Origin of the sequence: Burkholderia sp. AU27893 (assembly GCF_002223205.1) — a bacterium.
Classification (GTDB): Bacteria; Pseudomonadota; Gammaproteobacteria; order Burkholderiales; family Burkholderiaceae; genus Burkholderia.
The window spans coordinates 1,100,033-1,119,438 of the sequence record NZ_NKFD01000001.1 but is presented as its reverse complement, the minus strand read 5'-3'; the positions used below and the strand labels follow the sequence as shown (position 1 = coordinate 1,119,438).

Here is a 19,406-nt window from a genome sequence, read left to right as displayed (position 1 = left end):
CGCATATGAGACTTTGGAGGAGCACAAGATGTCCCCGAATTCCCAAGCGCCCGACGCGCTCGTCGAGCGCCATGCACGCGCCGGCCGGTCGCTCGTGGCGATCCTGCACGCGATCCAGGACGACGCGGGTTACGTGCCGCCAGGCTGCGTCGCGCCGCTCGCCCGCGCACTCAACCTGTCGCGCGCCGAAGTGCATGGCGTCCTGACCTACTACCACCACTTCCGCACCGCGCCGCCCGCCCGCGTGACGATCCAGATGTGCCGCGCCGAAGCGTGCCGCAGCATGGGCTGCGAAGCGCTGGCCGCGCATGCGGAAGCCCGCACGGGTTGCCGGTTCGATACGGCGCACGGCGATGCCGCCGATGCGCATGCCCCCGGTGACGTCGCACTCGAATCGGTCTACTGCCTCGGACTGTGTGCGCAGTCGCCGTCGCTGACGGTCAATGGCGTGCTGCATGCCAAGGTCACGCCGGAAAAATTCGACGCGCTGCTTGCCGACGCCGTCGCCCGCACCCCGGAGGCCGCATGACGACCCGCGTCCATGTCCCGCGCGATTCGTCCGCGCTGGCGCTCGGCGCCGACGCGCTCGCCGCCGCGATCGAGGCGGAAGCCGAACGCCGCGGCATCGCCATCGAACTGGTCCGCAACGGTTCGCGCGGGCTGCTGTGGCTCGAGCCGCTCGTCGAGGTCGGCACGGCCGCCGGCCGCGTCGGCTATGCGAACCTGTCGGCCGCCGACGTGCCGGCCCTGTTCGACGCAAACTGGCTCGAAGGCGGCACGCATCCGAGCGGCGTCGGCCTCGTCGACGCGCTGCCCTATCTCGCGCGCCAGCAGCGTCTCACGTTCGCCCGCATCGGCCTGACCGACCCGCTGTCGATCGACGACTACCTGCGATACGAAGGCCTCGCCGGCCTGAAGAACGCGCTCGCGCTCGACGGCGATGCCGCGTGCGAAACATTGATCGAATCGGGGCTGCGCGGCCGCGGCGGTGCGGCGTTCCCGGCCGGCATCAAGTGGCGCACGGTGCGACAAGCACGCGCCACGCAGAAATACATCGTCTGCAATGCGGACGAAGGCGATTCGGGCACCTTCTCCGACCGCCTGCTCATGGAGTGCGACCCGTACTGCCTGATCGAAGGGATGATCATCGCGGGCGTCGCGACCGGCGCGACGGTCGGCTACATCTACGTACGCAGCGAATACCCGCACGCGATCGCCACGCTCGAAGCCGCGATCGTCCGTGCACGCGAAGCCGGCTGGCTCGGCGAGCACGTGCTCGGCTCCGCGCACGCGTTCGAGCTGCACGTCGCGAAAGGCGCGGGCTCGTACGTGTGCGGCGAGGAAACGGCGCTGCTCGAATCGCTCGAAGGCAAGCGCGGCGTCGTGCGCGCGAAACCGCCGCTGCCCGCGCTCGCCGGCCTGTACGGCCAGCCGACCGTCATCAACAACGTGATCACGCTCGCAACGGCGCCCGTGATCTTCGCGCGCGGCGCCGCGTTCTATCGCGATTACGGGATGGGCCGCTCGCGCGGCACGCTGCCGTTCCAGCTCGCCGGCAACATCCGCCACGGCGGCCTCGTCGAACTCGCGTTCGGGGTCACGCTGCGCGAACTGCTGTTCGATTTCGGCGGCGGCACGGCCAGCGGCCGGCCCGCACGTGCCGCGCAGGTGGGCGGCCCGCTCGGCACCTACCTGCCCGACCACCAGTGGGACGTGCCGCTCGACTACGAAGCGTATACGGCGATCGGCGCGGTGGTCGGCCACGGCGGCATCGTGCTGCACGACGACACGTCGAACCTCGCCGAGCTCGCCGAATACGCGATGAAGTTCTGTGCGATCGAGTCGTGCGGCAAGTGCACGCCGTGCCGGATCGGTTCGACGCGCGGCGTCGAGACCATCGCACGCATTCGCCACGGCGATACGTCTGAGCGGCAGGTCACGCTGCTGCGCGACCTGTGCGACACGATGCTGGCCGGTTCGCTGTGCGCCATGGGCGGCATGACACCCTACCCGGTGCTGTCCGCGCTCGACCATTTCCCCGAAGATTTCGGGCTCGCTGCCGGCAAACCTGCCGCGTCGGGTCCGGTCAAGGCTGCGGCCTGACCCAGAAGGAGCCCTGCATGTCCCTCGACACGAACAACGTCCGCCAAGGCGGCTGCGGCTCGGGCCAATGCGCGTGCAAGAGCGCTGCGCAGGCGCGTGCCCTCGATCCGTTCGACGATACCGACTACGGCACGCCGCAACGGCATGCCGATACCGACGTCACGCTCGAAATCGACGGCCAGCCGGTCACGGTGCCGGCCGGCACGTCGGTGATGCGTGCGGCGATCGAAGCCGGCGTCAACGTCCCGAAGCTCTGTGCGACCGATTCGCTCGAACCGTTCGGCTCGTGCCGGCTGTGCCTCGTCGAGATCGAAGGCCGGCGCGGTTATCCGGCGTCGTGCACGACACCTGCGGAAGCGGGCATGAAGGTGCGCACGCAGTCGGACCGGCTGCAGTCGCTGCGTCGCAACGTGATGGAGCTGTACATCTCCGACCATCCGCTCGACTGCCTCACCTGCCCAGCCAACGGCGACTGCGAGCTGCAGGACATGGCCGGTGTGGTCGGGCTGCGCGAGGTGCGTTACGGCTTCGACGGTGCGAATCACCTGCGCGACAAAAAGGACGAATCGAATCCGTACTTCACGTACGACCCGTCGAAGTGCATCGTCTGCAACCGCTGCGTGCGCGCCTGCGAGGAAACGCAGGGCACGTTCGCGCTGACGATCGCCGCACGCGGCTTCGAATCGCGCGTGGCCGCCGGCGAAAGCGAATCGTTCATGGCGTCGGAATGCGTGTCGTGCGGCGCGTGCGTCGCCGCCTGCCCGACCGCCACGCTGCAGGAAAAATCCGTCGTGCAACTCGGGCAGGCCGAACACTCGGTCGTCACGACCTGCGCATACTGCGGCGTCGGCTGCTCGTTCAAGGCCGAGATGAAGGGCACGCAGGTCGTGCGCATGACGCCGCACAAGAACGGCCTCGCGAACGAGGGTCACGCGTGCGTGAAGGGACGCTTCGCGTGGGGCTATGCGACGCACAAGGACCGCATCACGAAGCCGATGATCCGCGAGAAGATCACCGACCCGTGGCGCGAAGTCAGTTGGGACGAAGCGCTCACCTACGCGGCAACGCAATTCCGCAAGCTGCAGGACAAGTACGGCCGCGATTCCATCGGCGGCATCACGTCGTCGCGCTGCACGAACGAGGAAACCTACCTCGTGCAGAAGCTGGTGCGCGCCGCGTTCGGCAACAACAACGTCGACACCTGCGCACGCGTGTGCCACTCGCCGACGGGCTATGGCCTCAAGACAACGCTCGGCGAATCGGCCGGCACGCAGACGTTCGCATCGGTCGGCCAGGCCGACGTGATCGTCGTGATGGGCGCGAACCCGACCGACGGCCACCCGGTGTTCGGCTCCCGGCTGAAGCGGCGCGTACGTGAAGGCGCGAAGCTGATCGTGATCGATCCGCGCCGCATCGACGTCGTCGACGGCCCGCATGTAAAGGCCACGCACCACCTGCAACTGCGTCCCGGCACCAACGTCGCGATCGTCAACGCGTTCGCGCACGTGATCGTCACCGAAGGGCTCGTCGCCGACGCATTCGTCGCCGAGCGCTGCGAGACGCGTGCATTCGAGCAATGGCGCGAGTTCGTCTCGCGAGCCGACAACTCGCCCGAAGCGACCGCCGACGTGACGGGCGTGCCGGCCGAGTTGGTACGCGAAGCCGCGCGCCTCTATGCGACGGGCGGCAATGCGGCGATCTATTACGGCTTGGGCGTGACCGAACACGCACAGGGCTCGACGACGGTGATGGGCATCGCGAACCTCGCGATGGCGACCGGCAACATCGGCCGCGAAGGCGTCGGCGTCAATCCGCTGCGCGGCCAGAACAACGTGCAGGGCTCGTGCGACATGGGCTCGTTCCCGCACGAACTGCCCGGCTACCGGCACATCGGCGACGAGGTCGTGCGCACGCAGTTCGAAGCGGCGTGGTCGGCGAAGCTGCAACCGGAACCGGGGCTGCGCATCCCGAACATGTTCGACGCGGCGCTCGACGGCAGCTTCAAGGGGCTTTACTGCCAGGGCGAGGACATCGTCCAGTCGGATCCGAATACACAGCACGTCGCGGCCGCGCTGTCGGCAATGGAATGCATCGTCGTGCAGGACATCTTCCTGAACGAGACCGCGAAATACGCGCACGTGCTGCTGCCCGGCTCGTCGTTCCTCGAGAAGGACGGCACGTTCACGAACGCGGAACGCCGCATCTCGCGCGTGCGCAAGGTGATGCCGCCGCTCGCGGGCTACGCGGACTGGGAAGTCACGCTGATGCTGTCGCGCGCGCTCGGCTACGAGATGGACTATGCGCATCCGTCGGAAATCATGGACGAAATCGCGCGGCTCACGCCGACCTTCTCGGGTGTGTCCTACGCGAAGCTCGACACGCTCGGCAGCATTCAGTGGCCGTGCAATGAGCACGCGCCGGAAGGCACGCCGACGATGCACATCGACGCATTCGTGCGCGGCAAGGGCAAGTTCGTGATCACGCAGTTCATCGCGTCGCCGGAGAAAGTCACGCAGCGCTATCCGCTGATCCTGACGACGGGCCGCATCCTGTCGCAGTACAACGTCGGCGCGCAGACCCGCCGCACCGAGAACGTGCGGTGGCACGAAGAGGATCGCCTCGAGATTCATCCGCACGACGCGCAGGACCGCGGTATCCACAGCGGCGACTGGGTGGGCATCGAGTCGCGTGCGGGGCAGACGGTGCTGCGCGCGCTCGTGACTGAACGCATGCAGCCGGGTGTCGTTTATACGACGTTCCACTTCCCCGAATCGGGCGCGAACGTGATCACGACGGACAGCTCGGACTGGGCGACGAACTGCCCCGAGTACAAGGTGACGGCCGTGCAGGTGCTGCCCGTCGCGCAGCCGTCCGACTGGCAGCAAGCGTATGCGCGCTTCAACGCGGAGCAGCTCGACCTGCTCGAGCGCCGCGAAGCCGCGACCGCCGGCGTGTCGACAGGCAAGTGAGGAAGCGATGGACAACGGACACCTGGTCGACATGGCCAACCAGATCGGCGCGTTCTTCGAATCGATGCCCGATCGGGACGAAGCGCTGACCGGCATCGCCGACCATATCCGGCGCTTCTGGGAACCGCGCATGCGCCGCGCGTTGCTCGCGGCGCTCGACGATCCGTCGAGCGAGGCCGGGCAACGTGCGGCACCGATCGTGCGCGACGCGATCGCCGCGCACCGCGCGTCGCTCGTACCCGCCGCGGCGAGCGCCTGACGGCACCGCTACGCGGACCGCGACATGCCCGCGAACCAGCTTTCGCAATGGCGCAGCAGCGCGTTTGCGTCGGTCGCCGTGCGCCCGCGCGCGGCGACGTAACCATCCGGGCGCAGCAGGTAAAACGACGGCCGCGAGCGGCCGTATTCCTGCGCGAGCCCGGTATCGCCGCCTTCGGCATCGGTGACGCGCCAGACGCGCACCGCATCCGGCATGATCCGGTCGAGCCCCTGCACGAGCGCCTGCGCATCGGCCGGCATCGGCGGCACCGCGCCGGTGTCGGCATTCACCGGCTCTTCCAGCAGCAGCAACGTGAAGCTCGCTGGATCGTGCAGATCGTATAGTCGCGCCGTTCCGGGCGCCTGACCGAGCGGCCCGTCGAGCACCCGCACGTGCGCGTCGGGTGCCCGCTCGCCTGCGCGCGGCCCGCCATCGAGCACGCGCTCGAGCGTCAGCGGACTCTTCCGGTACTGCACGCCGAGCTCGCTGACCGTGCGCCGCACCGCGTCGCGCATCGGCCCGAACGACGCCAGCACCGGCACGACGTGATCGCGCAGCAGCTTCATCGCGCCACGCTCGGCTTCGACGATCTGCGTGACGAAACCGGTCTGCCGCAACACGTCGCGCTCGATCGGATGACGCTCCGCGTGATACGTGTCGAGCAACCGCTCGGGCGTGCCCGCGCCCAGCACGCGCGCGAGCTTCCAGCCGAGATTGAACGCCTCCTGGATGCCGGTGTTCATGCCCTGCGCGCCGGCCGGGCTGTGGACGTGCGCGGCGTCGCCCGCGAAGAACACGCGGCCGTGACGCAGCCGGTCGACCATCCGGCTGTGCAGATGAAAATACGACGACCACGCGAGATCGCTCGGCGAGATCGACACGCCGGCACGGGCACGCACGATCGCGTCGCATTCCGCGAGCGACGGGGTCGGCGCATCGGGCGACGCGTCGCTGCCGGGCGGCCGGTCGGCCACGAGCCGGTAACGTCCACCGCCCATCGGAAACAGGCCGGCGATGCCGTCGGATGTCGTGAACAGGTGGATCTCTTCGTCCGGCCAGTCGGGTATGGCCGCGAAATCGGCGAGCAGGAAGGTCTGCTCGAACGCATGCCCGGCAAAGCCCAGGCCGAGCAGATGCCTGACCGTGCTGTGTGCGCCGTCGGCAGCGATCAGGTACGACGGCGCGAACGATTCGTCGCGGCCGTCGGCGCAGCGGATCGACACGTCGAGCGACGCACCACCCGCCTCGCACGCGGTCAGCGTCGCGCCGCGCTCGACCGTCACGCCGAGCCGGGCCAGATGGTCGGCAAGCAGGCGCTCGGTGACGGTCTGGTCGAGAAACAGCAGGTAGGGATAGCGCGTTTGCAACGGATCGAAATCGAGCCGCGCGATCACGCGGCCGTCGGCATGCAGCGCGGCCGCATGGGCACGATGACCGAGCGCGAGAAATGGTTCGACCGCGCGATGCTGCTCGAGCAATTCGAGCGTGCGCGCCTGGATGCCGATCGCGCGCGAATACGGCGCTGGTGCGGCGAGCCGATCGATGATGCGCACCGGCACGCGGGCTCGCGCGAGGCTCATCGCCGCGGCAAGGCCGGTCGGCCCCGCGCCGACGATCAGCACGGGCGGGATATCGGGCAGTGTGTCAGCCATGAGAACCTCGATGACACGCGATCCTGCAAGTCTACGCCGCTCCGCGTGACGGGGCCATATGCCGATCGGCCGACGCGCGGCCCCCCCGCGCGGTGTGGGAAAATACGCGCTTTCCGTCAGTTATCGCGTTATGGATTCCGCATTCGACCGGGCGTATGCCGCACACCGCGCGGGCCGCCTCGCCGAGGCCGAGCACGGCTATCGCAACGCGCTCGCCTCCAATCCCGCCGACGCCGACGCGCTGCATCTGTTCGGCGTGCTGCGGCACCAGCAGGGCCAGCACGCCGAGGCGGCCGATCTCGTCGGCCGCGCCGTCGCGCTGCGGCCGGGCGACGCCGCGCTGCAGCTCAATCTCGGCAACGCGCTGAAGGCGCTCGGCCGGCTCGACGAAGCAGTCGACCGCTTTCGCAACGCGCTGACGCTCGCGCCCGAATTTCCGCTCGCGCACTACAACCTCGGCAACGCGTATGCGGCGCTGCAGCGCCACGACGATGCGATCGATGCATTCGGCCGCGCGCTGCGGCTCACGCCCGACGATGCATCGATCCACAACAATCTCGGCAACGCGCTGAACGCGCTCGGCCGCCACGACGACGCGCTCGCCGCGTTCCATCGCGCGCTCGAGCTGCGGCCCGGGCATGCGGGCGCGCACAACAACCTCGCGATGGCGCTGAACGCGATGGGCCGTGCCGACGACGCAATCGCGCATTTCCAGGCGGCGATCGCCGCGCAGCCGCGCTTCGTCGCCGCCCATTTCAATCTCGGCAACACGTTCGATGCGGTCGGCCGGCATGCGGAGGCGGCCGCCGCGTTCGAAGCCGCGCTCGCACTGCATCCGTCGTTTCCGCTCGCACTGTTCGGGCTCGCGAACGCACTGAGCGCGCAGGGCCGCCACCGCGACGCGCTGCCCTACTACGAGCGTGCGGTCGGTCTCGATCCGTCGTTCAGCCTGGCGTGGCTGAATCTCGGCAACGCCCATCACGCGCTCGGTGCGCACGAGATGGCGCTGCGCGCTTTCGACCAGGCACTGCGCGTCGCGCCCGATCTCACGCTGGCACGGCTGCACCGCGCGGTCACGCTGCTGACGCTCGGCGACTTCACGCGCGGCCTGCCCGCGTACGAAGCCCGCCACGACACGCCCGGCGCGACGCCGCTCGGCACGCTGCCGCGCTGGCAAGGCGAGCCGATTGCGTCGCGCACGCTGCTGATCCGCGCGGAACAGGGCTTCGGCGACACGCTGCAGTTCGTCCGCTTCGTGCCGCTCGCCCGCGCACGCTGCGCGCGCGTCGTGCTCGAAGTCCAGCCGGAACTGGTTACGCTGCTGGCGCCGGCCGCGGCGCGCTGGCGCGTGACGCTCGTCGCGCTGGGCGCGGCAAGACCGCCTGCCGCGGATGTCGCGTGCACGCTGATGAGCCTGCCGTTCCTGCTCGGGCTTCAGACGAAGGAGGACATCGTCGCGGGCTCGCGCTACCTCGACGCCCCCGACGGCGCCGGCCGGCGCTTTCGCGGCTCGCTCGGCGGGCAATCGAAGCGCAAGTTCGGCCTGGCGTGGTCGGGGCGCCGGCAGGCGCAGGAAAACCGTTCGATGCCGTTCGACGCGCTCGCACCGCTGCTCGCGCTGCCGGACATCGACTGGATCGTGCTGCAGCCCGCACTCGACGACGACGAACGCGCGCGCGTCGACGCGCATCCGCGCGTGCATCGGCTCGACGGCCGGCTGAACGACTTTGCCGACACGGCCGCGCTGATCGATCGGCTCGACGGCGTCGTCACGATCGATACGGCGGTCGCGCACCTCGCCGGCGCGCTCGGCAAGCCGCTGTGGGTGATGCTGCCGTTCGCGCCCGACTGGCGCTGGTTCACCGGCGACGACTGCCCGTGGTATCCGCAGGCCAGGCTCGCGCGCCAGCCGGCGCCGGGCGAATGGCACGACGTGGCGGCCGCGGTCGCCGGCATGCTGCGCGAAGCCTGAACGCACACGAAAAAAGGGAGCGCGCCGCGCTCCCTTTTTCATTGCATGGTGTGCGGCCGGCGCCGCGCGTCATACCGCTGCCGGTCAGGCCGCCTTGTACTGGTTGCGCGCCTCGGACGTGCGATACAGCACGAGTGTCGCGATCAGCCCGCAAATCGCGGCAACGCTCAGCCACAACCCCGGCGCCGCCTTGTTTCCGGTCTGATGAATCAGCAGCGTCGAGATCGCGGGCGTGAAGCCGCCGATCGTCGTCGCCAGGCTGTATGCCAGCGAGAAACCGGCCGTGCGCACGTCGGCCGGCATCACTTCGGTCAGCGCAACGACCATCGCCCCGTTGTACGACGCGTACAGGAACGACAGCCACAGCTCGACCGCGAGCAGCCGCAGGAACGACGGATCGCCGACGAGCCACAGCACGGCCGGGTACGCCGTCAACAGCGTCAGCACCGTGAACGCGATCAGCACCGGGCGGCGACCGACGCGGTCGGACAACGCACCGGACAGCGGCAGCCACACGAGATTGGAGACCCCCACGCAGACGGTCACGACGAGTGCATCGAGCGACGACAGGTGCAGCACCTCCTTGCCGAACGTCGGCGTATAGGCGGTGATCATGTAGAACGACACCGTCGTCATGATCACCATCCCCATGCCCGCCACCACGACGCCCCAGTTATCGAGCATCGAACGCATGATCTCGCCCATCGTCGGACGATGACGCTTCGCGAGGAACTCGTCGGTCTCCTTCAGCGAACGACGGATCAGGAACAGGAACGGCACGATCAGGCAGCCGATCAGGAACGGAATGCGCCAGCCCCACGCGGTCATCTCCTCGGCCGGCAGTGCGCGGTTCAGCAGCACGCCGACGAGCGCGGCGAACACGACGGCCACCTGCTGGCTGCCCGACTGCCACGACGTATAGAACCCCTTGTGCCCCTTCGTCGCGATCTCCGACAGGTAGACCGACACGCCGCCGAGTTCGACGCCGGCCGAGAAGCCCTGCAGCAGCCGGCCGAGCAGCACGAGCACCGGCGCGAGCACGCCGATCGTCGCATAGCCGGGTATCGCGGCCACCGCGAGCGTGCCGATCGCCATCAGGCCGAGCGTCAGGATCAGCCCCTTGCGGCGGCCGTGATGGTCGATGTACGCGCCGAGCACGATTGCGCCGACCGGCCGCATCAGGAAGCCCGCGCCGAACACCGACAGCGACAGCATCAGCGACGCGAATGCATTGCCGCTCGGAAAGTAGGTTTTCGCGATGGCCGACGCGTAATAGCCGTAGACCATGAAGTCGTACATTTCCAGGAAGTTGCCGCTGACGACCCGGAACACGGTGCGGACTTTCGATTCCTGCGCGATGGCGGGTGACGCTGTGGACATGTTTTTCTCGCTCAGCTCGGATGGCGCGAATCCGCGCCGCATGGATCCGACGACGCACGCGGCGCCGGGCCGGCGCGCACGGGCATCGCTGCCCGCCGGCGGCGCACCGCGCAACGACGCGCGCACCGGCATGGTTCACGCATCATGCCACGCCAAGCCGACATTTGCCTTGTGTCGCCCCTGCCGGTGCGGTCGCGACGTTCTCCTCGTACAAGTCGCCCCGAAACGGCAGCAAAAATCAGATTGATCTGATCGACCAGCCTTCGCCGGCTGACGACAATGTCTCGATTTGCGACGACATATCCGCGCCGCACCGGCACGGATGCCCGTGTCGCATGGCGCCCCGCCCTCATGACTCCATCGTCCCTCGTCCCCGTTGCAGGCGCACTCGCCCGCCCCCGCGTCGCTCCGCTCGATCACGTGCCGTCGCTCGGCCGCGACTGGACCTTTCGCGGCGCCCCCGGTGCGCGGCCCGGCAAGCACTGCCTCGCGACACTGACGACGTCCTGCATCGACGTGGACCGGCCGCACCGCGCATGCCACTGGCAGCCGCTGCCGATCACGGCGTCGGCACCGACGCGTGCCGGGTCGCCGGTTGCACGGCCTGCCGCTGCGGCCCCGAGCTTCCCCCGTATCGCCGGCGGCTTTCGCGACCGGCGTGCGAAGTACGCGATCTGCTGGAGTATCGGCGCGCTCGGCATCATCGGCTGGCTGATTGCCACGTATGAACCGATTGCAGGGTTCGGGCCTGCCTACGCGATTCACGCGGCCGGTGGCGTACCGGATCACGCGACGTCGTCCTCCGCTGCCGTGCGGGTCGCTGCAGTTCAGCCGAGTACGTCGACGAGCGCGCCTTCGCCGCGCAAGATGGCAGCGCCTGTCGCGACAACGGCCGAGCCCCTGCCGGCCATGCACCAGGTTGCGCGTCCTCCCGCCTCGCTTCGTCCAACGGCAACGTCCAGCGTACCGCCGACCGCCACTGCCGCATCGCCTCGTTCCAGCGGCACGCGCATGGCGGCGGCGCCGGTCCGAACACCAACCGTGATGCGGATGGCCACGCGACCGCCGATCAGCGGCAGCACGGTCGACACCCGCACCCGCGATCGGCTCGCCGCATTGCCGCGTGCAACTGGCGACATGCGCGACACGCTCGACGATCCGCTCACGCTGATCGCGATGGCGAGCGCGCTGCGCGCTACCGAGCCTGTCCCTGCAACGCACGCGCCCGCCACCGGCGTGGACTGGACGGCACAGCTGTCCCACCGCCGCCTGACCGATACGCCGGGCGCATTCGCGCGCTAACGGCCGGCCATGAAAAAACCCGGCGAAGCTTGCTTCGCCGGGTTTTGCTCGTCTCTGCGTCCGTCTGACGACTCGTTACTTGTGCGCGGGCAGCCCCGTCTCGGTCTGCTTCTCGAGCTGTCGCACCTGCTCCTGCAGATCGCGCAGCTGCATCTGTGCAGCCCGCTTCTCGACCTGCAGCGCCTGCGCCTGCTCCTGCGCCGAGCGCTGCCGCTGCGCGACTTCAGCCTGCTGGCTACGCGCTACGCTCAGGTCGGCCTGCAACTGCTGCGCACGATTCGCCTGCAGCGCGATCACGCGCTCGAGAAACGCCTTCTGCGCGTCCAGCTCGGTACGGCGGATCTCGATATCGGCGAGTTGTACGGTCTGCTGAACGAAGTTCGCATAGACCATCTCGGCGCGGGTCTTTTCCTGCGACCGGATCACGCGCCACAGATGCTTGTCCTGGAACAGCGCGACGTAGTACGTCATCTCGCGCGGGTCGAACATCAGGCTCGCACCGTAGCTGCCGTTGTACGTCGTGCGCATCTCGACGATCCGGCCGTCGTGCAGCATCTGCGTCAGCTCCGCGACGTTGCCTCGTGCGGCGGCATCCGTCGCAGCCGTGGCGGATGCCGCCGTGTCGCCACGCAGGCTCGTGACCGCCGGACGCGTACCGGCGGTGGGCGCCGTCGCGTCAGCGGACCAGGCCACGCCCGCTTGCGCGCAGGCAGCCAGCGCAACGATCCACGTCGCGCATCGTGCAGGGGAAAAATTTCGGAAAGCCAACGTCAGACTCCGGCAAACGAATCGGAACTCGCGATTATCGTTCAAAACGAAACGGCCGCATCTCGAATTTGTCGGGATGCGGCCGGCCGTCGTACGACGCGAAGCATGCGGCTTGCTACAGGCGGGTTTCGCGCGCCGCGCGCAGGAATGCATCGAGCAGCGGCGTGCAGTCGAGCAGCTCCGACCCGCCGGCACGATGGAACTCCGGGTGCCACTGCACGCCGACGACGAACGGCGAACGGCGATGGCGAATGCCTTCGATGATCCCGTCGCCGGCCGACACGGCCTCGATGTTCAGATCGCGGCCGAGATCGCGGATCGCCTGATGGTGGATCGAGTTGACGATCGCTTCGCTGCGCCCCGGGAACATGCTCGCAAGCGTCGACGAATCCGGGAAGCGGATCGCGTGACGATGCTGGTCGTAATGCTCGCTCACGTGCGCATTCGCGGTCGGCACGTCGGTGGCGATGTCCTGGTACAGCGAACCGCCGAACGCGACGTTGATCAGCTGGCAGCCGCGGCACACGCCGAGAACGGGTTTGCCGGATTCAACGAACTCGTGCAGCAGCTCGAGCTCGTACATGTCGCGCACGCGATCGCCCGGCCATTCGGGGCGGGCGTCGGACGCGGCATAGGTTTGCGGCGATACGTCGGCGCCCCCCTGCAGCAGCAGGCCGTCGAGATGCTTCGCGTAGTCGCGCAGGCGGATGTTGCTCGGGTGAATCATGCCCTGATGGCCGACGGTCGGAATCATGAACACGAGCACGTCGCGCGACATGACCCAGTGCGCGATCGATTCCTCGAGGTACTGGAGCGTCTTGCCTCGCAGCCCCTTCGCCCCCGGTTCCGGATGGAAGATCCGCGCCGACACGCCGATGCGCAGCGTGCGCTGCGTGATGCGCTGGCCGGCACGGTCGAACAGCCGGCGGGCGCGCGCGGCCACGATCCGGCCGAATACCGACCACGGCGTGTCGCTCTGCTTCAGATAGGCCGGCGGCGCATTCTGCGCGCTCGCGGGCGGCGGGCGCGGCGTGTCGAAATCAGGCTGCGCGCCGAATCCGGGGGGCGGCGTTCCCGCCTTCGGCGGCGCGGCGGCGGCAGCGCCATCGATGGCGGCGCCTGTCGCCCCGGGCGCGCCCGGCTCGGACGCGGCCGTAACCGGTGACGCACCGTCAGCAGCGACGTTCTGCGCGGCGGCCTGGGCGGCCGGCGCATCGGGCGCTTTCGCCGGATCGGTACGGGGTGAATCGGAAGAAACGGAGGAGGTGCCGGGCAGACCGGCCGGGGAAGGCGTGTTTTCGCTCATGACGATGGTCTGGTACGTCGCTCACGCGTATGGATAACGAGGATTCATTATGCTTCAGCGCACGATCGAGCGGCAAACCTGCAACATCCTGTCGATATTGTTGCAAATCGGCGGCGAACTGCGTCGGGGAGCGTCCCCGCCCGCGCGCCGGCCACGCTGATACGGCACCACCAGTACTGGACACCAGTGATATATCACAATAATATCCACGGATCGTCCACGCTTCCCGACCGCCAGCGCCATGATCGCGCTCCGCCCAGCCGCCGCGCCGCATCCCGCATGAATGCCCTGACCGACGTCACCCGCGAGCACCTGGCCGCACCGACGGCCAGCCTCGCCGACCGCGCGTATGCGCTGATCCAGCGCGACATCATCACGATGCGCCTGAAGCCCGGCGCCGCCCTCAACGAAGCCGATCTCGTCGCCCGCACCGGCATCGGCCGCACGCCGGTGCACCAGGCCGTGCATCGGCTCGTGCTCGAAGGGCTGCTGTCCGTGATGCCGCGCAAGGGATTGATGGTGCAGCCGCTGTCGCTCGACGACATCGTCGCGGTAATCGACGTGCGGCGCATCAACGAAGCGCACTGCGCGGAACTCGCCGCGCGCCATGCAACGCCCGACGATCTCGCGCGCCTGGCCGCGCTGCTCGACGACGGGCAGGCCTGCGTCGACACGCACGACGTCGAAGGCATGATGGAACTCGACCGCGCCTTCCACCAGGCGATCGCCGCGGCCGCGCGCAATGCGGTCCTCGCCGACATCCTGCGCGGGCTGCATGAGCGCTCGCTGCGCTTCTGGTTCGTCACGCTGTCCGAACCTCACCATCTCGCCGACGTCCAGCACGAGCATCGCGAACTGTTCGATCGGCTGTCCGCGCGTGACGCCGCCGGCGCACGCGCGGCCGTCGAAAGTCATATCGATTCGTTCCGCTCCACGCTTCTTCAACATCTTCGCCCCTGAGCCGCCATGACCACTTTCACGCCCTTCCCCCCGCTCGCCCAGCTCGCCGCCGACCTCGCCGCCGGCCGGACCACGAGCCGCGCGCTCGTCGACACCGCGCTCGACCGGATCGCCGATCCGTCGGGCCAGGGCGCGGTCGTCTTCACCGAAGTCGATGCCGACAACGCGCGCGCGGCCGCCGACGCCCACGACCGGCTGCGCGCGGCGGGCACCGTGCTGTCGCCGCTCGCGGGCATTCCGGTGTCGGTCAAGGACCTGTTCGACGTCGCGGGCCAGGTGACGCGCGCGGGTTCGCGCGTGCTGGACGGCACGCCGGCCGCGCGCACCGACGCGGTCGCGGTCGCGCGGCTCAAGCGCGCGGGCGCGGTGCTGGTCGGCCGCACCAACATGAGCGAGTTCGCGTTCTCGGGGCTCGGGCTGAACCCGCACTTCGGCCATCCGCGCTCGCCGTACCACCGCGATGTGCCGGGCGACGCGCGGATTTCCGGCGGTTCGTCGTCCGGCGCGGCCGCGTCCGTCGCCGACGGGATGGCCGCCGTCGCGCTCGGCACCGACACGGGCGGCTCGATCCGCATTCCGGCCGCCCTGTGCGGACTGACGGGCTTCAAGCCGACCGCGAGCCGGATCCCGACGCAAGGCGGCGTGCCGCTGTCGACGACGCTCGACTCGTTCGGCCCGATCGGGCTGACGGTCGCCTGCTGCGCGCTCGTCGACCGGATGCTCGCGGGCCTCGAACCGCACGTGCCGGCCGCCCGGCCGCTCGAAGGCGTGCGGCTCGGCGTGCTGACGAACTACGTGACGGACGGCGTCGATGCCGACGTCGCGGCCGCGCTCGACGCCGCGCTCAAGCATCTCGAAGCCGCCGGCGCGATCGTCACGGAAGTGCGCTTCCCCGCGCTCGACCGGCTGCCGGACGTCAACCGCTTCGGCTTCTCGCCGATCGAGGCCTACGCGTGGCATCGCCCGCTGCTCGCCAAGCACCGCGACCAGTACGACCCGCGCGTGCTCACGCGGATCCTGAAGGGCGAACCCGCGAGCGCGGCCGACTATCTCGACCTGCTCGCCGCGCGCATGGCGATGCTCGACGAAGCGGCCCACACGGTCTGGTCGCGCTTCGATGCGCTCGTCGCGCCGACGGTGCCGGTCGTGCCGCCGCGCATCGCCGAACTCGAAGCGGACGACGATGCCTTCACGCGCACCAACGCGCTGATCCTGCGCAACCCGAGCGCGTTCAACTTCCTCGACGCATGCGCGTTGTCGCTGCCCTGCCATCCGCGCGACGCGGCGCCGGTCGGCCTGATGCTCGCGGCCGCGCCGCATCGCGACGACGCGCTGCTCGCGATCGGCCAGGCGGTCGAGGCCGTGCTGAACACGATCCGCTGAGCGCCGCCGAGCGGGCGTCGGCGGGCACGACGCGCGGTGCGGCAGGTTGCCGCACGCGCGCTGTCAGTTTCGTGCCAGACCGTTCGCGCTAAAATCGCGCGATTGTTTTCCGGACCGACCCACGAGGAACCCCGCCGACATGAACGACTACACGCTCGCCATCCGCCGCGAACGCCGCCTGCTGATGCTGCTCGGATGGGTGTGCATCGCCCTGCTGGCCGGTGCGCTCTACCTGCAGTACGTGAAGAACGAAGATCCGTGCCCGCTGTGCATCATCCAGCGCTACTTCTTCTGCGCGATCGGGATCTTCGCGTTCCTGGCCGCCGGGATCCGTAACTGGCGCGGGGTCTGGGTGCTCGAGCTGCTGATCGCGATCGCCGCGGCCGGCGGCGTCGGCACGGCCGCCCGGCATCTGTCGATCCAGATGAATCCGGGCTTCAGCTGCGGTTTCGACACGCTGCAGCCGATCGTCGACAGCCTGCCGCCCGCGCAGTGGTTCCCGGGCATGTTCAAGGTCGCCGGGCTGTGCGAGACGGTCTACCCGCCGATCTTCGGCATCCTGCTGCCCGGCTGGTCGCTGATCGCCTTCGCCGTGATCCTGGTCGCGGTCGCCGCGAGCCTCTGGCGCCATCGCCGCAAGCTCGCGGCCTGACCGGCCGGTTTCGCACCGGCCTGCGCGCGGCCCGTTCGCGCGGGCCGCACACGACCGCCGGTCGGTGACCGCCCGGCTGCGGAGCGCCCGCCGGCCCAGCCCGACGAGCCGCATCCGGCCCGTCACGCGTAAACACCTACCCCGCCGCCGCCCGGGTCTCCGGGCGAACGCGCATCGCGCGACTTCCGCGCGCAGCCCCGCCACGCCTGCGTTTCGGCCCGATGTGCACGCATTGGCGCCCCGATCCCGCGCGGCGGGCCTATGATCGACATGATCGCCTCCTGATAGCCCGGATCACCGCCTGGCGATGTTCCCGTCGCCTTGCGGTGCTATCTTCGTGACTGGATGGCGATCTACGTGCGCGAGGCCAGGCGGTCTCACCACCCCTGCGTAACGCGCGCCCGATCCGCAATGTCGACTGGATTCATCATGACAACGCAAACCATCCGCATCCGTCACCCTCATGGCGTCCGCGTATCCGGCGGGGCCGTCCGCGCACGCCGTTCGCGCGCTGCCGCCGCACTGCATCGGCCGTGCGGCCGGCCCGCCTCGCTCCCGTCCGTCATCGTTGCCGCCACGCCCGCCAGCCCGCGCCGCGTGTCGTGCCGCGTCGTCCCGAACGGAGCGTGCTGATGGAAGCCTGGCTCGGCGATCTGCAGCAACTGCTCGCGCATGGCGAAGCGGCCGTGCTCGTGACGGTCGCGCACACCGACGGCTCCGCGCCGCGCGAAGCCGGCACCAAGATGCTCGTCACGCGCGACACGGCCCGCCATACGATCGGCGGCGGTCATCTGGAATGGAAGGCGATCGAGATCGCGCGGCATCTGCTCAAGGATGGCGCGCACGTGCCGCATGCACGCCGGCTCGAACGGCTCGCGCTCGGCCCGAGTCTCGGCCAGTGCTGCGGCGGCGCCGTGGTACTCGCGTTCGAGCGGCTCGACGTGGGCGATCTCGGCTGGATCATGTCGCTCGCGAAGCGTGTCGCGGCCGGCGTCGCGACCGTGCGTAGCGTATCATTCGGCCCCTCGCCGGGCGCGCCGCTGTTGAGCGAGCCCGAATCGGAAGCCGCGCGTGCCGACTGCCTGCTGTGGGAAACCGGCGGCGTGTCGCTGATGACCGAAACGATCGCGCCGTATGCGTTCCCCGTCGTGCTGTTCGGCGCCGGGCACATCGGCACCGCGCTCGTGAAGGTGCTGGCGACGCTGCCGTGCCACGTGCGCTGGATCGACGGGCCCGATGCGGTGTTCCCGCCGGCCGACGCGCTCGCCGGCATCGGCAACCTCGCGATCGAAGCGGCCGCTGCCCCGGCCGACGCGGTCGACGCCGCACCGCCGCAGTCCTACTTCGTCGTGATGACGCACGACCACGCACTCGATTTCGTGCTGGCCGAGCGCATCCTGCGACGTGGCGACTATGCGTATTTCGGGATGACCGGCTCGCACGCGAAGCGCGCGCAGTTCGATCATCGCCTTGCAGCCATCGGCATCGACCCGGCCCAGGTCGCGCGGATGCGCTGCCCGATCGGTGTCGAAGGCATCATCGACAAGGCGCCCGAAGTGATCGCGATCTCGGTGGCTGCGCAATTGCTGCAGGCCGTCGAGGCAAACGCGAATGCGAACGCGTCCACGCAGGCTTCCCCTACCTACTGACCGACCAAGAACGACGCCATGACCCCGACATTCAAGGACAAGATTGCCCGCGCGCCGAAAGCGGAGCTGCACATCCATATCGAAGGCTCGCTCGAGCCCGAACTGATTTTCGCACTCGCGCAGCGCAACGGCGTGAAGCTCGCGTACGAGTCGATCGACGCGCTGCGTGCCGCATACGCGTTCACCGACCTGCAGTCGTTCCTCGACATCTATTACGCCGGCGCGAGCGTGCTGCTGACCGAGCAGGATTTCTACGACATGACGGCCGCGTACTGCGAACGCGCGCTCGCCGACAACGTCGTCCACACCGAGCTGTTCTTCGATCCGCAGACGCACACCGAGCGCGGCGTGCCGATCGAGACGGTGGTCGCGGGCATCGAGCGTGCACTCGCCGATGCCCAACAACGCGGGCTGTCGAGCAAGCTGATCCTGTGCTTCCTGCGCCACCTGTCCGAAGAGGACGCGCTCGCGACGTTCGAATCCGCGCTGCCGCTGTTCGAGCGCTATCGCCATCGCCTGATCGGCGTCGGTCTCGACTCGTCCGAGCTTGGCCATCCGCCGACGAAGTTCGCACGCGTGTTCGAGAAGGCGCGCGCGCTCGGGCTGAAGCTCGTCGCACACGCTGGCGAGGAAGGCCCGCCCGCGTACATCTACGAAGCGCTCGACGTGCTGAAGGTCGACCGGATCGACCACGGCGTGCGCAGCATCGAGGATCCGGCGCTCGTCGAGCGCCTTGCGAAATCCCGCACGGCGCTCACCGTCTGCCCGCTGTCGAACCTGAAGCTGTGCGTGTTCGACGACATGGCGAAGCACACGCTGAAGGCGCTGCTCGATCGCGGCGTCGCGGTGACGATCAACTCCGACGATCCGGCCTATTTCGGCGGCTACGTCAATGAAAACTACTTCGCGACGGCCGAAGGGCTGCAACTCACGGATGCCGAAGTCCATGCGGTGATCCGCAACGGCTTCGAGGCGTCGTTCATCGAACCGGCGCAGCGCGACGCACTGTACGCGCGCCTCGACGCGTACTGGCAGGCCGCGTGACGGCCCG

15 protein-coding genes are annotated in these 19,406 nt (G+C 69.0%); 11 read left to right on the top strand and 4 right to left on the bottom strand.

Annotated features, from left to right (window positions below):
• Positions 1–28 precede the first annotated feature (28 nt).
• The 4 genes from CFB47_RS05245 to CFB47_RS05230 are packed head-to-tail and all read left to right on the top strand — an operon-like array spanning position 29 to position 5,331.
• Positions 29–529 carry an NAD(P)H-dependent oxidoreductase subunit E gene (locus CFB47_RS05245; RefSeq protein WP_089461354.1) on the top strand — a complete coding sequence of 167 codons (501 nt, stop codon included), beginning with the start codon at positions 29–31 and terminating at the stop codon, positions 527–529.
• Positions 526–2,103: an NADH-quinone oxidoreductase subunit NuoF gene (locus CFB47_RS05240; protein ID WP_089460582.1), complete on the top strand. Its 1,578-nt coding sequence runs from the start codon at positions 526–528 to the stop codon at positions 2,101–2,103. The genes CFB47_RS05245 and CFB47_RS05240 overlap by 4 nt, the downstream gene beginning before the upstream one ends.
• A 17-nt stretch (positions 2,104–2,120) precedes the next feature.
• Positions 2,121–5,072 carry a formate dehydrogenase subunit alpha gene (fdhF, locus tag CFB47_RS05235; RefSeq protein ID WP_089460581.1) on the top strand — a complete coding sequence of 984 codons (2,952 nt, stop codon included), beginning with the start codon at positions 2,121–2,123 and terminating at the stop codon, positions 5,070–5,072.
• Positions 5,073–5,079: 7 nt separating this feature from the next.
• A complete protein-coding gene (locus tag CFB47_RS05230; RefSeq protein WP_089439486.1) occupies positions 5,080–5,331 on the top strand; it encodes a formate dehydrogenase subunit delta in 252 nt (83 codons plus the stop codon).
• An 8-nt stretch (positions 5,332–5,339) separates the two neighbouring features.
• Here the strand turns inward: CFB47_RS05230 and CFB47_RS05225 are convergent, their stop codons facing one another.
• On the bottom strand, positions 5,340–6,983 hold the full coding sequence (locus CFB47_RS05225; protein ID WP_089455800.1) for an FAD-dependent monooxygenase: 1,644 nt from the start codon (positions 6,981–6,983) through the stop codon (positions 5,340–5,342).
• A 58-nt stretch (positions 6,984–7,041) separates the two neighbouring features.
• Here CFB47_RS05225 and CFB47_RS05220 point away from each other — a divergent pair, with 58 nt between their 5' ends.
• Positions 7,042–8,955: a tetratricopeptide repeat protein gene (locus CFB47_RS05220; RefSeq protein ID WP_089455799.1), complete on the top strand. Its 1,914-nt coding sequence runs from the start codon at positions 7,042–7,044 to the stop codon at positions 8,953–8,955.
• An 84-nt stretch (positions 8,956–9,039) separates the two neighbouring features.
• On the opposite strand, the gene CFB47_RS05215 is transcribed toward CFB47_RS05220, so the two are convergent.
• On the bottom strand, positions 9,040–10,335 hold the full coding sequence (locus CFB47_RS05215; RefSeq protein WP_089440365.1) for an MFS transporter: 1,296 nt from the start codon (positions 10,333–10,335) through the stop codon (positions 9,040–9,042).
• 351 nt (positions 10,336–10,686) lie between these two features.
• On the opposite strand from CFB47_RS05215, the gene CFB47_RS05210 reads away from it, so the two are divergent.
• Positions 10,687–11,637 (top strand): hypothetical protein, encoded by a 951-nt coding sequence (locus tag CFB47_RS05210; RefSeq protein WP_089460580.1) that lies wholly within the window; start codon positions 10,687–10,689, stop codon positions 11,635–11,637.
• A gap of 75 nt (positions 11,638–11,712) precedes the next feature.
• Here the strand turns inward: CFB47_RS05210 and CFB47_RS05205 are convergent, their stop codons facing one another.
• Together CFB47_RS05205 and CFB47_RS05200 are read right to left on the bottom strand one after the other, a co-directional pair.
• The gene (locus CFB47_RS05205) at positions 11,713–12,405 is read right to left on the bottom strand and encodes a DUF2968 domain-containing protein (RefSeq protein WP_089455797.1); all 693 of its coding nucleotides are present in this window, start codon (positions 12,403–12,405) and stop codon (positions 11,713–11,715) included.
• 115 nt (positions 12,406–12,520) lie between these two features.
• Entirely contained in the window at positions 12,521–13,711 is a 1,191-nt protein-coding gene (locus CFB47_RS05200; protein ID WP_089455796.1) for a gamma-glutamyl-gamma-aminobutyrate hydrolase family protein, read from the bottom strand.
• 279 nt (positions 13,712–13,990) lie between these two features.
• Between CFB47_RS05200 and CFB47_RS05190 the strand changes: the two genes are divergently transcribed.
• From CFB47_RS05190 to CFB47_RS05165, 5 genes are all read left to right on the top strand, one after another.
• Positions 13,991–14,671 carry a GntR family transcriptional regulator gene (locus CFB47_RS05190; protein WP_089460579.1) on the top strand — a complete coding sequence of 227 codons (681 nt, stop codon included), beginning with the start codon at positions 13,991–13,993 and terminating at the stop codon, positions 14,669–14,671.
• Positions 14,672–14,677: 6 nt separating this feature from the next.
• On the top strand, positions 14,678–16,054 hold the full coding sequence (locus tag CFB47_RS05185) for an amidase (RefSeq protein WP_089460578.1): 1,377 nt from the start codon (positions 14,678–14,680) through the stop codon (positions 16,052–16,054).
• Between the two features lie 139 nt (positions 16,055–16,193).
• Entirely contained in the window at positions 16,194–16,706 is a 513-nt protein-coding gene (locus tag CFB47_RS05180) for a disulfide bond formation protein B (RefSeq protein WP_089460577.1), read from the top strand.
• Between the two features lie 632 nt (positions 16,707–17,338).
• On the top strand, positions 17,339–18,355 hold the full coding sequence (xdhC, locus tag CFB47_RS05170; protein WP_089460575.1) for a xanthine dehydrogenase accessory protein XdhC: 1,017 nt from the start codon (positions 17,339–17,341) through the stop codon (positions 18,353–18,355).
• A gap of 18 nt (positions 18,356–18,373) precedes the next feature.
• Entirely contained in the window at positions 18,374–19,399 is a 1,026-nt protein-coding gene (locus tag CFB47_RS05165; protein ID WP_089460574.1) for an adenosine deaminase, read from the top strand.
• The last annotated feature ends 7 nt before the right edge of the window (positions 19,400–19,406 follow it).